The following is a 15,778-nucleotide window of genomic DNA, read 5'->3' on the forward strand; positions in this document are numbered from 1 at the left end:
GCGAGGCCCAAGGATGGGCCGAGTAGCGAAGGCAGCCAACGTACATGCAGCTTGAAGTATGACGGGGATAAATAAAGCCGGCCAACGAGCCGGCTGAGAAGAGGTTACGATGTTTGGCCGAATCCGGATTTCTACCAGCTTTTTCCTGTTACTGATATTGATTTGCTCTATACAGTTAATTTCAAGTGGTCTGTCATTTACTGCTTTTCGTTCAGACTATCAAAATTTAAATCGAGTGGATCTCAGTAGCCAGCAGCGGGATGCATTAAGCCTCAGTTGGGTATCCTTACTTCAGGCGCGTAATACCTTAAACCGGGCGGCGACTCGCTCGGCTCTCAAAGTCCCTCAGGAGCAAGTCAACGCGCTAATGGGTAATGCGCGTAGTTCATTACAAAAAGCGGATCTGTATTTTAATCAGTTTTTGGCAGTACCTCGTCTTGATGAGAGTGATACCGGTGGTGAGTTGCTAGACGCGACAAAAAACAGTTATCAGAATTTACGTGTTTCCTTACGGCAATTAATCGATTTCCTGGAAGCCGGCAATTTACAGAGTTTTATGGATCAGCCCACTCAGAAAACCCAAGATCTGTTTGAGGCCGATTTTATTCAGTATTTGCAGTATGCCAATGAAGCGGTTGCAGATGCTGGCAGCGAGAACCAACAGGCTTATCACCTCTCCATGTGGATATTTGGTGGGGCGATTCTGATGGTGATCGTGATGACGATTTCTTCACTTATCTGGTTACGAACCATGTTCGTCACGCCATTGAAGATTATGCGCGCTCATTTTGACCGGATTGCTCAGGGTGATTTATCCGGTCAGATTACTGTCGCTGGCCGCAATGAAATCAGCCAGATGTTTGCCAGTTTACGCACCATGCAACAGTCGCTTATCACGACGGTTAGCCATGTTCGCGATGGGACAGAATCCATGTTAACCGGGATTCAGGAAATATCTGCCGGTAACAATGATTTGTCTGCAAGAACCGAACAGCAGGCCGCTTCATTGGAGCAAACTGCGGCCAGTATGGAGCAATTGACGGCGACAGTGAAACAGAATGCCGATAATGCCCGTCAGGCAACACAACTGGCGCAAGAAGCATCGGGGACGGCAGCCAAAGGTGGTGAGTTAACCGGCAGTGTTGTGAAAACAATGCATGATATTTCCACCAGTTCGCAGAAAATTGGCGCAATTACCAGCGTTATCGATGGCATTGCCTTCCAAACTAATATTCTGGCACTGAATGCTGCGGTTGAAGCGGCTCGGGCCGGTGAACAAGGGCGTGGGTTTGCTGTTGTGGCCGGTGAAGTACGCAATTTAGCCCAGCGCAGTGCGCAAGCAGCAAAAGAAATCAAAGGGTTAATCGATGAATCGGTTAGCCGAGTTCGCCAGGGCTCCACACTGGTCGAAAATGCGGGTACCACCATGGAAGAGATTGTTCGCTCAGTGACTCGGGTGACCGACATTATGGGTGAAATCGCTTCCGCTTCGGATGAGCAAAGCCGAGGTATTGAGCAGGTTTCACTCGCGGTAACACAGATGGATCAGGTCACTCAGCAAAACGCCGCATTAGTAGAAGAGGCTGCGGCTGCGGCTAATGCACTGGAAGAGCAAGCAGGTATGCTCTCTGATGCAGTGTCTGTTTTTCGTTTGGAGCAGGATAGCGACGGCGGGGAGGGGCAAGTGGCAGCAAGCAGTGGTAAGCAATTTGTTGTGAAAACAGCGGCTGCAAAGGAAACCCCAGATTGTCAAACGGTGTAATAAAGACGGCATGGTGGGGTGAGACCGAATGAAACCATCACCCCAAGAGTCTGGGTCTCCCCTGACCCAGATGATTCAACGGCTCCCGCTCTCGGATGTTCACTTCCGACGCATTTGCCAACTTATTTACCAACGGGCTGGGATTGTCCTGGCCTCCCACAAACGGGAAATGGTCTATAACCGCCTGGTGAGGCGGTTAAGATTGCTGGGAATTGATGATTTTGGTCAATATTTGGCTTTGCTGGAGACCGATCCTAACAGTGCAGAGTGGCAGGCATTTGTTAATGCTCTGACCACTAACCTCACGGCATTTTTCCGTGAAGCGCACCATTTCCCGATTCTGGCAGAGCATGCTCGCCAGCGGTCAGGGAATTATTCGGTTTGGAGTACCGCGGCCTCGACCGGTGAAGAACCTTACTCCATCGCCATGACACTTTGTGATGTATTGGGGAATCGGTCGGGTTCTTGCCAAATATTGGCCAGTGATATTGATACACAAGTTCTGGAGAAAGCTACCAGCGGTGTGTACCGCCAAGATGAATTGCGTTCATTGTCGGCACAACAAATGCAGCGCTATTTTCTGCGTGGCACCGGCCCTCATCAGGGCATGGTTAGAGTGCGGCCGGAGCTTGCCAATATGATTCAGTTTCAGCAGTTGAATCTGTTAGCACCCGAATGGGCATTACCGGGGCAATTTGACGCTATTTTTTGTCGTAACGTGATGATTTATTTTGATAAAGAAACGCAGGAGCGCATTTTGCGTCGCTTTGTCCCTTTGCTAAAACCCGGCGGTTTGATGTTTGCAGGCCACTCGGAGAATTTCAGCCAAATTAGTCGGGAATTCTATTTGCGCGGGCAGACCGTTTATGGGCTGACCAAGGAGAGGTGATGAGTAAAATCAGAGTATTGTGCGTTGATGATTCCGCGTTGATGCGCCAGTTAATGACGGAGATTATTAACAGTCACCCAGACATGGAAATGGTTGCCGCGGCACCCGATCCGTTGGTTGCCCGTGATTTAATTAAAAAATTTAATCCGCAGGTATTAACACTCGATGTTGAAATGCCGCGAATGGATGGTTTGGATTTTCTTGAAAAACTGATGCGTCTGCGGCCAATGCCGGTGGTGATGGTGTCGTCATTAACCGGGAAAAACTCCGAGATAACTATGCGGGCGCTGGAGTTAGGGGCAATTGATTTTGTCACTAAACCTCAGCTGGGTATTCGCGAAGGGATGCTGGCTTACAGTGAATTAATTGCGGAGAAAATCCGCACGGCGGCTAAAGCTCGGTTACCCCAGCGTGGCCCAGAAAATGCCCCTGTGATGCTGACTCATACGCCGTTGCTCAGTAGCGAAAAGCTCATTGCGATCGGCGCTTCGACGGGGGGAACAGAAGCTATCCGTACGGTATTGCAACCGTTGCCACCGACCAGCCCGGCCTTGTTGATAACACAGCATATGCCACCAGGCTTTACCCGTTCATTTGCCGAGCGGCTCAATAAATTGTGCCAAATTACGGTGAAAGAAGCAGAAGACGGTGAACGGGTATTGCCCGGACACGCCTATATTGCGCCCGGTGATCGGCACATGGAACTGGCACGAAGTGGGGCAAACTATCAGGTGCGTATCCATGACGGGCCTGCGGTTAATCGCCACCGTCCCTCGGTCGATGTGCTTTTCCGTTCAGTAGCGCAGTATGCCGGGCGCAATGCGGTCGGTGTGATCCTAACGGGAATGGGCAATGACGGTGCGGCGGGTTTATTGGAAATGCATCGCGCAGGGGCTTATACCATTGCACAAAACGAAGCCAGTTGTGTGGTCTTCGGCATGCCGCGTGAAGCTATTGGGATGGGCGGCGTTAATGAAATCTTGGAGTTGAATCAGATAAGTCAGCGCATGTTGGCACAGATAAGCAGCGGCCAAGCCCTGCGAATCTAGTAGAAATTTTCCGGTGGAAATCGGGCGTTGGTATTTAATCGCTCAGCGGTGAGCAACAAACTTTAGGAGTTGGTATGGCGGATAAGAATCTCAGATTTTTAGTGGTAGACGATTTTTCGACCATGCGTCGTATTGTCAGAAACCTGCTGAAAGAACTGGGTTTTAACAATGTGGAAGAAGCCGAAGATGGCGTAGACGCATTGAATAAATTACGAACGGGTGGTTTTGATTTTGTGGTTTCTGACTGGAACATGCCGAATATGGATGGTTTGGACCTGCTAAAAACTATCCGTGGTGATGGTGCTCTTGGTTCTCTGCCAGTTCTGATGGTAACTGCCGAAGCTAAAAAAGAGAATATCATCGCAGCAGCGCAAGCCGGTGCCAGTGGTTATGTAGTGAAACCTTTCACTGCCGCTACCTTGGAAGAGAAACTCAATAAGATCTTTGAAAAATTGGGTATGTAAGGAGGCGAGATGAGTAACCATCAAATGCCCGCAACAGATGCGGCATCAGCCAGTGATATAATAAGCCGTATTGGTCAATTGACGCGGATGTTACGTGACAGTCTGCGCGAATTGGGTCTTGATCAAGCTATTGCTCAAGCCGCAGAAGCTATTCCAGATGCTCGTGACCGTCTGGACTATGTGGTTCATATGACGGCACAGGCCGCTGAAAGAGCATTGAACTGTGTTGAAGCAGCACAGCCGCGCCAGAATGAGTTGGAGTCGTCAGCTAAGGCGCTCAAAGTTCGTTGGGATGAATGGTTTGCTAATCCCATCGAGCTGTCAGATGCCCGCGACTTGGTGACAGATACTCGCGCATATCTGGATGTCGTGCCGCAACACACTTCATTTACCAATGCGCAATTATTGGAAATCATGATGGCGCAGGATTTCCAAGATCTGACCGGCCAGGTTATCAAGCGCATGATGGATGTGGTGCAAGAGATTGAGAAACAGTTGCTAATGGTATTGATGGAGAACATTCCAGATATGCCGTCAAAACCGCAAAAACCAGCTGACAGTTTACTCAATGGGCCGCAAATGGATAAAAATGGTGCGGGCGTTATTGCCAGTCAGGATCAAGTTGATGACCTGCTCGATAGCTTAGGTTTTTAAGCTGACTGACGACCCTAAATGCAGATGAGGGCTCCCTCATCTGCTTTATTTACTTTCGCAATAATGTTGTTTGAGGTTACTTCCGGCGGAGTGGCTCATTTCTTCCATTCTTTGGCCAGTATCACCGCTCTCTCGGCATTGACTCGCCCATAGCCGTACCATTTACTGTGGCCATTTTCATCATATTCCCCGTATTCTTCATCTATTTTGTCACAGCTGTAACGGATTATGTCTTTGACGTCATAATGTTTCAGTGAGGGATTCACCGAGAGAATTAATGCGGCCACGCCAGCAGCACCAGGGCAGGCACTTGAGGTGCCCCCAAATATAGCGGTGTAATTACCAAAAATATCTCCAGTGAATACATCGCCAGAACTATAGCCGTCTTCAAGACGTATATCAGTGGTCCAGATACCCTTGGTGAGAGGATATGGATGGCGCATGTGAGGTGCAGGGATGTCGCCGCTGGGGAAGGAGCACCAGAGTGACTGACCATAATCGCTATAAACGGTACGTTTACTCCGGTCATTGCAGGCAGCGACGGCAATCACTTGTTCATGGCTAGCGTAACCATCATTTTCGATGGGCTCATTGCCGTTTCCAGCCGCAAAAAAGATAACGCAACCTTTACCTTTGCGCCCCTTTTTTACTGCATAATCAATGGCTTTTCGGGTAAGTGCTGGCATCTCGGCGACTACATTATGCTCTGGGGCATCTGGGTCTAACCACAGGCCATCTGCTGGCCCCCAACTGCAAGAGATAACATCCGCGCCATGCCTTGCGGCCCAGACAAAGGCGAAAGCTTCGCTCTGTGAACCTAACCCCCCAGTTTGCCGTATTGGCATCAGTTTAGCTTCAGGGGCTACGCCGGAAGCACCATAGTGGCCATCGGCACAGGCGACTCCAGCACAAGCGGTACCATGGTTGTCACCGGGTTCTGGTGAGGGATCTTCACTTATCCCCTCGAAGTTACCTATATCCCCATATTTCAGGTTACAAGGATGGACAATTTTACCTTCACGCCAAAACTCTGGATGACCAAGATCGAACCCATCATCAATGACAGCAATGGTTGTACCCTTGCCTAAGGTGATTTTATGGGCGTTTTCAACATTCGCGCTGGCGTCTACCTCAACTTCAGTATGTACGATGGTTTTCTTTAAATGCCACTGATTAGGATGAATGGTTTTAGATTTTTTATGATGAATTAATTCCGGATGACAGTGTTCAATATCCTCACGATTTAAAATGTTTTCGGCAATAGTAAAAGTATCTTCACCGGTATTTTCTGGTGTGGAAACAAAGTAAGCATTGTTAAGAAAGGATATTTTATTCTTAATGATTAGATTATATTCATTGATTGTTTTTTCACATTCATCCTCGGTTAAATAATCTTTGAACTGAATAAAAAGATTTTCAGTGTAAATAACTGGATTTTTATTTTCTTCATTAATGAATGCATTCCCTGCGAATCTAACCTCTTTATTATTGGCGATACTTTCCTTTATCTCGCTAATGTTACTTTCTGAAGTTTTTATGCTGACGACATAGGTGTTGGCCGTGAAGATATTAAAAATAACCTCATATTGTATGCCACTGTTGTTAATGACATTGGTCATTATGTTGGCAAAGTTAGCATCCTGATGCATTCTTATTATGAGGATATTAGCGGATTTTATTAGGCTGATTTTTTTGCGCTTATTATTAAGAACATCATATGTAACGTCAAATCGTTTCATTTTAATTTCCTTTTAATATGTCCGGCTAATTAATAAAATAGGGCTAATCCGGTTTTTGTGCTGCACTTATAGTTTTTTTCAGATGTAAATATTAAATTAATGCTAGCCTGATATTTATATAACACTGAATGTCTATTTTTTCTTAAAAATAATTTAATTATCGGCTTGATTTAATCATCGGGGTAGGGTGACATTTCAACAAATAATATCATAAACTATGGGCGTTTTCGGTTATCAAAATTTGACTACAACTAGCCAGCTAACAGACAGTCGCAGCTATTCTAATGCATTCATCCGGCAAATAACCCCTCAATTATCACGTTGTTCAAGCCATAGACTTACTGAATTTTTGTCATCCTAGACAGCAATTTTGATATTTAGTCATTTCCCTGATTTGGGAACGCTTACGCTAAACAGGAAAACCTGCTGTGGCTGAAGATAGCGATGCAGAAAAAAGTGAGGAACCCACATCCCATAAGCTGGAGAAGGCCCGCGAAAAAGGCCAGATCCCGCGTTCGCGCGAACTGACTTCAATGCTGATGCTTGGGGCCGGTTTGTCTATTCTGTGGATTTCGGGGGAATCGATGGCACGCCAACTGGCCGCCATGATTACCCAAGGGCTGCATTTTGATCACGGTATCATCAGTGATGATAAGCAAATGCTGCGGCAAATTGGCATGTTACTGCGCCAAACTCTAATAGCGATGATACCCATTTTTGCCGGATTGGTGATAGTGGCGCTGGCAGTTCCGATGCTGTTGGGCGGCGTGCTGTTTAGCGGCGAATCAATCAAGTTTGACCTAATGCGGATGAGCCCAATTGCGGGCTTAAAACGGATGTTTTCCTCTCAGGCATTGGCTGAACTACTGAAAGCCATTTTGAAAGCCACCTTGGTCGGCTGGGTGACCGGAATATTCCTGTGGCATAACTGGCCAGATATGATGCGGTTAATGGCCGCACCACCGGTGGCGGCTTTAGGTGATGCGCTCCACTTGATTATTTTTTGTGGATTGGTGGTGGTTTTAGGCCTCACTCCGATGGTCGCGTTTGATGTGTTTTTCCAAATAACCAACCATATTAAAAAATTGCGTATGACCAAACAGGAAATACGTGATGAATTCAAAGATCAAGAGGGTGACCCGCATGTGAAAGGGCGCATTCGTCAACAACAACGGGCGATGGCCCGCCGACGGATGATGGCTGATGTGCATAAGGCCGATGTAATAGTGACTAACCCAACTCACTATGCCGTCGCATTGCAGTACAACGAAGCAAAAATGAGTGCGCCCAAGGTTTTGGCGAAAGGAGCGGGGGCGGTTGCATTGCGTATTCGTGAATTGGGCGCTGAACATCGGATTCCTTTGTTAGAAGCGCCACCACTGGCCAGGGCTTTGTTCCGGCACAGTGATGTGGGCCAACATATTCCAGCCACCCTTTATGCCGCGGTGGCAGAAGTCCTTGCCTGGGTGTATCAGCTGAAACGCTGGAAGCGGGAAGGTGGGCTAATCCCGAAAAAACCTGAACATCTGCCGGTACCGGAAGGTCTGGATTTTGCAACAGAGAGTGAGACTGACTAATGGCTAATTTGGCCGCCCTGCTTCGTTTACCGGGCAACTTCAAAGATACCCAGTGGCAAATTCTTGCCGGGCCAATCTTAATCTTAATGATCTTGTCGATGATGGTGTTGCCGCTGCCGCCTTTCATCCTTGATTTGTTGTTTACCTTCAACATTGCGCTGTCGATTATGGTGTTGCTGGTTGCCATGTTTACCCAGCGCACTTTGGATTTCGCGGCCTTCCCGACTATTCTGCTGTTCTCGACGTTATTGCGCTTATCCCTAAACGTTGCTTCCACCCGTATCATTCTGATGGACGGTCACACCGGTGCAGCGGCGGCGGGACGTGTCGTTGAAGCCTTTGGCCATTTTCTGGTGGGTGGCAACTTTGCCATCGGTATCGTGGTCTTTGTCATTTTGGTTATCATCAACTTTATGGTTATCACCAAAGGGGCCGGGCGTATTGCCGAGGTTGGCGCGCGTTTTGTCCTTGATGGTATGCCCGGTAAACAGATGGCCATCGACGCCGACTTAAATGCCGGTTTGATTGGTGAAGACGAAGCGAAAAAGCGCCGTTCTGATGTTACACAGGAAGCGGATTTTTATGGCTCAATGGACGGGGCCAGTAAATTTGTTCGTGGTGATGCGGTCGCAGGGCTACTGATCATGGTGATTAACGTGGTCGGCGGCCTATTAGTGGGCGTGCTTCAGCACAACATGGCCGTGGGCCATGCCGCCGAAACCTATACATTATTGACCATCGGTGATGGCTTAGTGGCGCAGATCCCGGCGTTGGTTATCTCCACGGCGGCGGGTGTTATTGTCACCCGCGTGAGCACTGATCAGGATGTTGGCCAGCAAATGGTCACCCAGTTGTTCAACAACCCACGGGTGATGGTTTTGAGTGCAGCGGTATTGGGTTTACTGGGTATGGTGCCCGGAATGCCTAACTTTGTATTCCTGCTGTTTACTGCTGCGTTGTTAGCATTAGCCTGGCGTTTGCGCGGTAAACAATCTCAGCAACCGGCAGCGGCAGAAGCGCCAGTGGTACAAGATAATCAGCCAACCGCTGAAGCCACTTGGTCCGATGTCCAGTTGGAAGATCCATTGGGTATGGAAGTCGGTTACCGCCTGATTCCGATGGTCGATTTCCAGCAGAATGGTGAGTTACTCGGCCGAATTCGCAGTATTCGTAAAAAGTTTGCTCAAGAAATGGGCTATCTGCCGCCGGTGGTTCATATCAGAGATAATCTGGAACTCCCGCCCGCTAGTTATCGGATATTAATGAAAGGGGTCGAAATTGGCAGTGGTGAAGCCCATCCGGGCCGCTGGCTGGCGATCAACCCCGGTAATGCTGTCGGGACATTGCCCGGTGAAGCAACCCATGATCCAGCCTTTGGTTTGGCGGCGGTATGGATTGAAAGTGCATTACGCGAACAAGCGCAAATTCAGGGCTTTACTGTGGTCGAGGCCAGTACAGTTGTTGCCACGCACTTGAATCATTTGATTAGCCAATATGCGAGCGATTTGTTCGGACGTCAGGAAACACAGCAACTGCTGGACAGGGTTTCACAAGAAATGCCGAAGCTGACAGAAGATTTTATCCCAGGTGTGGTGACCTTAACCACGCTGCATAAAGTGCTGCAAAATCTTTTAATGGAGCGGGTCTCCATTCGCGATATGCGCACTATTATTGAGACACTTGCCGAGCATGCGCCAAATCAAACTGATCCTTATGAGTTAACTGCTGTGGTGCGCGTTGCGCTGGGGCGCTCAATTGCCCAGCAATGGTTCCCCGGAACCGGCGAAATTCAGGTTATTGGGCTGGATGCCGCATTAGAGCGCTTGTTATTGCAGGCACTTCAAGGTGGCAGCGGCTTAGAACCGGGTCTGGCTGACCGTCTGTTAGAACAATCCAAACAAGCACTGCAACGTCAGGAAATGCTAGGCGCACCGCCAGTATTACTGGTTAACCACGCGCTCCGTGCATTATTAGCGCGTTTCTTGCGCCGTAGCCTACCGCAGATGGTGGTGCTGTCTAATCTGGAGATTGGCGATAATCGGCAGATCCGTATGACTTCAACCATAGGAGCCGCTTGATGCTAACTCGTCTTTTCCCACTGATTCTGGGTGGTGTGCTTTCGCTGAGTATGTTGCCGCTGAATGCTGCGGCTTCAGGTACGTGGGTGGCAGATGATATTGGCATTACACAGAGTTTTCGCGGAGTGGCTATTTCCGCCAAACCGCTGCAATCACCGGTTGCACTGGCTCAAGAAAATGCGCGAATTGTGTCGGTAGGTTGGCGCTACCAATTAATGTCGGCAGCACCAGATGGTTTACAAGTTAAGTTGTGTACGCCGACCCGCTGTATGCCTCTTGAAGGAGGCAGCGGGCAAAGCCGCGGGCTGGCGGGGGAAGCGGCTGCTACTCAACTGACTTTTGTGTACTTTATTGCAGGAAAAGGGCGGGTAAATCCGCCACTTCAAGTGATTAGCAACCAAGTGATAGTCAATTATCGCTAAAATCCTATCGGAGAAAAGCAACCGTAGCACATTGGGATTGGCAAGGGAGGCCTGCTATTGAGCTCCTCGGCTTGGGCTGTTGAATGTGCTGACATCGCCATAACGGTGACAAAAACCAAGCTAAACAATAAACTTGCACGCTGTTTTTCCATGTCTCCTCCTTTAAACTAAGCCAGTATTTGCCTAGTAATGTCAGAGTAACGCATCGCGGAAAAAGAGAAAAAATCCTTTTTTATGCAGGCTGTAATAACGTCAGATAAGATTGAAAATAAAGGCTAACGTAGAGGGTTCACGCAGACCTAAACCCCGCTGTGCGGCAATTTAATTCTGCGGATGAGTCAATTCTGGGATAATTAAATTTGAGTGCACTGATGGCGGAGTGCCGTTAAATGCCAATCTTGCGGCCCAGCAAACTGGCGCCTTTAGAGTGACCATCTGGCCCATACAATGTCTGGCCGTGGCGCGTGTTCAGAACAGCCAGCGCCTGAGTGTTATATTCAATATGCTGTTGCAGTAATAGCCCATTGTGCAGGTTACTGTATTGCAACTTTTCGGCCAGTGCCAATATACGTTGCCAGCGGGTGGCTAACTCATTCACGCTGCTATACGGCGCTTGAATATTGATAGTTTTTTCTGTGGTGAGCCGGGTCTGGTCCAGATAAGCCAAGGTAGCCAAAATTGAACTTTTTTGTTCAGTGACACCTTGCAGCACCATGCCTTGAATCCGACCGGAGCACAGTAATTGCTGTTCTTGTGCTACTACAGCTTTCAGGGATTCAAGCAGTTCCAGTTGCTGGTCCAGATTGGTTTGTAATCTTTCCACCACCACCTATCCTTTTACGGTTAACGATTTTACGGTCAACGATTATTTTATGTTTAGCTGTTCTTCAGATCATCTGCGACATTTCTGAGCAAAGCATCGGCAATTTTACCGGTGTCCATGGTCAGTTGACCTGAACGAATCGCCTGTTTTAAGGTTTCGACACGTTCTACATTGATGTCCTGACTGCCCGGCTGCATCAATTTCGCCTGCGCATCACTCAATTTAACCTCAGTACCACTCACCGGCGTTTTTGTCTGGGTAGACTGTTTCCGCGTTTGCTGCGCAATATCACTGGTTTCCCGTGGTTGCACTTGTGTTGCCGGTAATAACGGTTGGGTGCGTTCAATACTCATATGGTGTTGCTCCCTTTATAGCGGGATTGACGTTTATCGACCCGCGAGACTTTTATCTTTCAGCAAAAGAATGGCGGGATTGTCACTGTTTAACCTGCAAATAACTGCATATTAAGATTATCGGCAAAGGTTAAAAAAACTTTAATCACTATAACATTATCTTAATTGTACCATCGTCAGCCACGGTGCCACTGACGATTTGACCCGACGCCATGCGCACCCGGACATTATCTTGTACCGCGGCATTGTTCATGGCCTTGCCACTGCCGTTAACATTAAATCCTTCACCCTGCGCTAAAACCTGCACATCTTGCCCGGTTTTAACTATCCACAAGCGGCGCAACATATTACGAGTCAGTGGTTGACCGGCATTGATTTGCCGTAAGCTCACTGCGCCTTGAGCAAAGCTGGGTTCCAATAACGTGCTCAGGGGCAGGGTATCGAGCCGGCCTTGCTTCATTTCAATATCTTGCGGTGTGATTTTCGCCCCTGCCGTCAGTTGACGGGCGGCCACAGCATAATGGCCGCTAACCTGTACTTGGGTCTGAATAAAACGCCGTAAACCCTCGCACCGCACTGATAAGCTGATATTTCCCCAAGGGCGGGCATTCGCTGGCAGCGTAATTTCGGGCGTCTCGCATTGTGGCCACTGGCTCTGCGGGGTTTTGATGATGACATTAACCTGACTGCTTTTATCGGGATATTGCTGGCGAAAGAATTGATTTACCTGTGCCGATAAATCTGCCGCCATCGCCTGATGCGCCAATGCTTGACTCATAAACACTAGCCCGAAAGCTATTATTAGGATGTCATTTCTTTTCATGGTCATCAACATTCCCTCCGTCCACACAACCCGGTATATCAGGGTCTCCCCCTCTTGCACACTAGTGTACCTGTACCTCGACAAGGCTAAGGGGATAAATAGCGACGCATTTTGCTCTTATTCTGACGATAGGCTTCCCTGTGCGGCGTTTATGCTGTCGACTCCAAATTCTAACCTTGCGGGGGGACTATGCTCGACAAACTGGACGGTGCTCTGCGTTTTCAACAAGAGGCGCTTAATTTGCGCGCGCAACGACAGGAGATCCTGTCGTCCAATATTGCTAATGCGGATACGCCCGGCTTTCAGGCACGTGATATTGATTTCTCCAGCCAACTGAAAAAAGTGATGGAGCAAGGTCGAGTCAGTGGAACCGGGGTGTCACTCAGTTTAACGTCAGCCCGTCATATCCCTGCAAGCACAGTTCAGCCGCCTGACCTGGACTTATTATTCCGGGTTCCAGACCAGCCATCAATGGATGGCAACACGGTGGACATGGATCGTGAACGTACCAATTTTGCCGATAACAGCCTGAAATATCAGACCGATTTGACCGTTCTTGGCGGTCAGATCAAAGGAATGATGTCAGTGTTACAACAAGGATAAGGCGGATGTCTTTACTGAATATTTTTGATATTGCCGGTTCAGCATTATCAGCTCAGTCGCAGCGGATGAACGTCAGCGCCAGTAACATGGCGAACGCCGACAGTGTGACTGGCCCGGATGGCCAACCCTACCGTGCTAAGCAAGTGGTGTTTCAGGTTGCGGCTCAGCCGGGGCAAGAAACCGGTGGTGTGCGTGTTGCACAAGTCGTTGATGACCCTGCGCCGGATCGTTTGGTTTTTCAACCCGGTAACCCACTGGCCGATGCCAAGGGGTATGTCCGGATGCCTAACGTTGATATCACCGGCGAGATGGTGAACACCATCTCAGCTTCGCGCAGTTATCAGGCCAACGTTGAAGTGTTGAATACGACGAAATCGTTGATGCTCAAAACGCTGACATTAGGTCAATAACAGGAGCCTGTACACATGGCCATTACGAATTCCCTGACTGATAGTGATTACGGGATTAACAGCACTAGCGGCACCGGTTCAGCCAGCGGCAGCACCAGCCAGGATCTGCAAAACAGTTTCCTGACGTTGTTGGTGGCACAGTTGAAAAATCAGGATCCGACCAATCCAATGCAAAACAACGAGTTGACCACGCAATTAGCGCAGATCAACACCGTGAGCGGCATTGAAAAATTGAACACCACTCTGGGTTCTATCTCCGGCCAAATTGATAACAGCCAATCATTGCAAGCTAGCAGCCTGATTGGTCGCGGCGTGATGATTCCAGGAACCAATGTGTTGGCAGGGAGTAAAGACGGCGTTGTGACCACCACCCCATTCGGTGTTGAGCTGGTGCAAGCTGCTGACAAAGTGACGGCCACCATCACCGACAGTAATGGCGTGGCAGTCCGAACGATAGATATTGGCGGCTTGACGGCGGGTGTGCATGCCTTTACCTGGGATGGCTCACTGGAGGCCGGTGGTAATGCACCGGACGGCGCTTATACCGTGGCGATCACTGCCACTAACGGCGGTGCATCGGTGGTAGCGACACCTTTGAGCTTCGCCATTGTCAACGGTGTGACCAAAGGAGTCGATGGTTCCAAACTGGACTTGGGTCTGGCGGGTACCACCACGCTGGATCAAGTGCGCCAAATTTTGTAAATCGTAACAGCACAACACAACAGACAAGACGGTGATTCACTCAGGTCTTGATGATTAAAAACAGCGTTTGATATGTCATCAACGCTTTAGGTCTGTAACGGACCAAGAATTTAACGGAGAAGAAAATGGGCTTTTCTCAAGCAGTCAGCGGTTTGAACGCAGCATCCAGTAACCTGGATGTGATCGGTAACAACATCGCCAACTCGGCAACCTCAGGTTTTAAAGCCGGTTCAGTTTCTTTTGCCGATATGTTCGCCGGCTCTCAGACCGGGATGGGCGTTAAGGTTGCGGGGATTACTCAGGACTTTAACGACGGCACCACCACCACCACCAATCGCCGTCTGGATCTGGCTATCAGCCAAAATGGTTTCTTCCGCATGCAAGACAGCACCGGCGGCATCTTCTATGCCCGCAACGGTCAGTTTAAGCTCGATGAGAACCGCAATATCGTCAACATGCAGGGCCTCAACCTGACCGGTTACCCGGCAACAGGTACGCCGCCGACAGTACAGCAAGGGGCCAACCCGATTCCGTTGTCTATCCCACAGGGCATGATCCCAGCGAAAGCCACCACCGCCGGTAATATGGTGGCAAACCTGACCTCGACGCACGACATCATTCCAGCCGATACAACCAGTGGCGGTGTAACCACCCCGACGTTTGATCCCGATAAGCCCGATACCTATAGCTTTGTGAATAACATGACCACCTTTGATAGCTTGGGTAACCGCCATGAAATCAACGTGTTTTATGTTAAGCGCTCCGAAGATGCTGTAAATGGTAACTCTTGGGATGTTTACACCCGTGATAGCAGCGCCGTTCCCGCACAAGTTGCCGAGAAACGCGGTTCAATGCTGTTTGATACTAATGGTGCACTGAAAAGTGTGACAAATGGTACCAATGCAGCCAGCACCACTGACTTCAATATGACCATCCCAATGGGGGTCGTTAATGGTGCGCCGGCACAAGAGTTCGCGCTGAATGTGGCGGGTAGCAAGCAGCAAAATACCGGCACCGACAGCATTGTTACCCAAAACCAAACCGGCTATGCAGCGGGCGAATTCACTGGCTTCCAAATCAACAACGACGGCTCGGTGGTCGGGACTTATTCAAACCAACAGACCCAATTGCTGGGCCAAATCGTGATGGTTAACTTTGCTAACCCAGAAGGCTTGTCATCTGAGGGCAATAACGTCTGGAAAGAAACCCTTTCCTCGGGTAACGCGATTCTTGGGACGGCGGGCAGCGGCGGCTTTGGCACCTTGACCAGCGGCGCACTGGAGTCCTCTAACGTGGATTTGAGTAAAGAACTGGTGAACATGATTGTGGCGCAGCGTAACTATCAGTCGAACGCGCAGACCATCAAAACCCAGGATCAGATCTTACAAACTCTGGTTAACCTGCGTTAATCGCACTGACGGGACTCGCTC

Annotated in this window: 16 protein-coding genes; 12 read left to right on the forward strand and 4 right to left on the reverse strand. The window is 49.1% G+C overall.

The genetic code is table 11. The annotated features are described in order from the left end of the window. Positions 1–109: 109 nt before the first annotated feature. From DXZ79_RS08550 to cheZ, 5 genes are all read left to right on the forward strand, one after another. The gene (locus DXZ79_RS08550) at positions 110–1,762 is read left to right on the forward strand and encodes a methyl-accepting chemotaxis protein (protein ID WP_038633799.1); all 1,653 of its coding nucleotides are present in this window, start codon (positions 110–112) and stop codon (positions 1,760–1,762) included. 28 nt (positions 1,763–1,790) lie between these two features. Further along, complete coding sequence (gene cheR / locus DXZ79_RS08555; protein ID WP_038633796.1) at positions 1,791–2,651, forward strand: protein-glutamate O-methyltransferase CheR; 861 nt, start codon at positions 1,791–1,793, stop codon at positions 2,649–2,651. Continuing rightward, positions 2,651–3,700, forward strand: coding sequence for a protein-glutamate methylesterase/protein-glutamine glutaminase (locus tag DXZ79_RS08560; protein ID WP_038633794.1), 1,050 nt, complete (start codon positions 2,651–2,653; stop codon positions 3,698–3,700). Before cheR ends, DXZ79_RS08560 begins: the two co-directional genes overlap by 1 nt. Positions 3,701–3,774: 74 nt before the next feature. Further along, positions 3,775–4,164 carry a chemotaxis response regulator CheY gene (gene cheY, locus DXZ79_RS08565; RefSeq protein WP_032820649.1) on the forward strand — a complete coding sequence of 130 codons (390 nt, stop codon included), beginning with the start codon at positions 3,775–3,777 and terminating at the stop codon, positions 4,162–4,164. Positions 4,165–4,173: 9 nt separating this feature from the next. Further along, complete coding sequence (gene cheZ / locus DXZ79_RS08570; protein WP_038633791.1) at positions 4,174–4,818, forward strand: protein phosphatase CheZ; 645 nt, start codon at positions 4,174–4,176, stop codon at positions 4,816–4,818. Positions 4,819–4,913: 95 nt separating this feature from the next. Here cheZ and DXZ79_RS08575 read toward each other — a convergent pair whose 3' ends face one another. Further along, entirely contained in the window at positions 4,914–6,557 is a 1,644-nt protein-coding gene (locus DXZ79_RS08575; protein ID WP_050291794.1) for a S8 family peptidase, read from the reverse strand. Between the two features lie 428 nt (positions 6,558–6,985). Between DXZ79_RS08575 and flhB the strand changes: the two genes are divergently transcribed. The 3 genes from flhB to DXZ79_RS08590 are packed head-to-tail and all read left to right on the forward strand — an operon-like array spanning position 6,986 to position 10,634. Next, entirely contained in the window at positions 6,986–8,134 is a 1,149-nt protein-coding gene (flhB, locus tag DXZ79_RS08580; RefSeq protein ID WP_038633785.1) for a flagellar biosynthesis protein FlhB, read from the forward strand. Next, the gene (gene flhA, locus DXZ79_RS08585; RefSeq protein ID WP_038633782.1) at positions 8,134–10,212 is read left to right on the forward strand and encodes a flagellar biosynthesis protein FlhA; all 2,079 of its coding nucleotides are present in this window, start codon (positions 8,134–8,136) and stop codon (positions 10,210–10,212) included. The genes flhB and flhA overlap by 1 nt, the downstream gene beginning before the upstream one ends. Then, positions 10,212–10,634 carry a flagellar protein FlhE gene (locus DXZ79_RS08590; protein ID WP_032820654.1) on the forward strand — a complete coding sequence of 141 codons (423 nt, stop codon included), beginning with the start codon at positions 10,212–10,214 and terminating at the stop codon, positions 10,632–10,634. Before flhA ends, DXZ79_RS08590 begins: the two co-directional genes overlap by 1 nt. A 385-nt stretch (positions 10,635–11,019) precedes the next feature. On the opposite strand, the gene DXZ79_RS08595 is transcribed toward DXZ79_RS08590, so the two are convergent. The 3 genes from DXZ79_RS08595 to flgA form a co-directional block, all read right to left on the reverse strand. Continuing rightward, complete coding sequence (locus DXZ79_RS08595; protein ID WP_038633779.1) at positions 11,020–11,460, reverse strand: flagella synthesis protein FlgN; 441 nt, start codon at positions 11,458–11,460, stop codon at positions 11,020–11,022. Positions 11,461–11,510: 50 nt separating this feature from the next. Further along, complete coding sequence (gene flgM / locus DXZ79_RS08600; protein ID WP_038633776.1) at positions 11,511–11,810, reverse strand: flagellar biosynthesis anti-sigma factor FlgM; 300 nt, start codon at positions 11,808–11,810, stop codon at positions 11,511–11,513. 148 nt (positions 11,811–11,958) lie between these two features. Beyond that, positions 11,959–12,639 (reverse strand): flagellar basal body P-ring formation chaperone FlgA, encoded by a 681-nt coding sequence (flgA, locus tag DXZ79_RS08605; protein ID WP_038633773.1) that lies wholly within the window; start codon positions 12,637–12,639, stop codon positions 11,959–11,961. Between the two features lie 183 nt (positions 12,640–12,822). Here flgA and flgB point away from each other — a divergent pair, with 183 nt between their 5' ends. From flgB to flgE, 4 genes are all read left to right on the forward strand, one after another. Beyond that, positions 12,823–13,236, forward strand: coding sequence for a flagellar basal body rod protein FlgB (gene flgB / locus DXZ79_RS08610; RefSeq protein WP_038633770.1), 414 nt, complete (start codon positions 12,823–12,825; stop codon positions 13,234–13,236). Positions 13,237–13,241: 5 nt separating this feature from the next. Next, entirely contained in the window at positions 13,242–13,646 is a 405-nt protein-coding gene (flgC, locus tag DXZ79_RS08615; protein WP_038633767.1) for a flagellar basal body rod protein FlgC, read from the forward strand. A 15-nt stretch (positions 13,647–13,661) separates the two neighbouring features. Next, positions 13,662–14,348 carry a flagellar hook assembly protein FlgD gene (gene flgD, locus DXZ79_RS08620; RefSeq protein ID WP_038633765.1) on the forward strand — a complete coding sequence of 229 codons (687 nt, stop codon included), beginning with the start codon at positions 13,662–13,664 and terminating at the stop codon, positions 14,346–14,348. Positions 14,349–14,473: 125 nt separating this feature from the next. Beyond that, on the forward strand, positions 14,474–15,757 hold the full coding sequence (flgE, locus tag DXZ79_RS08625) for a flagellar hook protein FlgE (protein WP_038633762.1): 1,284 nt from the start codon (positions 14,474–14,476) through the stop codon (positions 15,755–15,757). The last annotated feature ends 21 nt before the right edge of the window (positions 15,758–15,778 follow it).

The organism is Yersinia rochesterensis (assembly GCF_003600645.1).
Taxonomy (GTDB): domain Bacteria; phylum Pseudomonadota; class Gammaproteobacteria; order Enterobacterales; family Enterobacteriaceae; genus Yersinia; species Yersinia rochesterensis.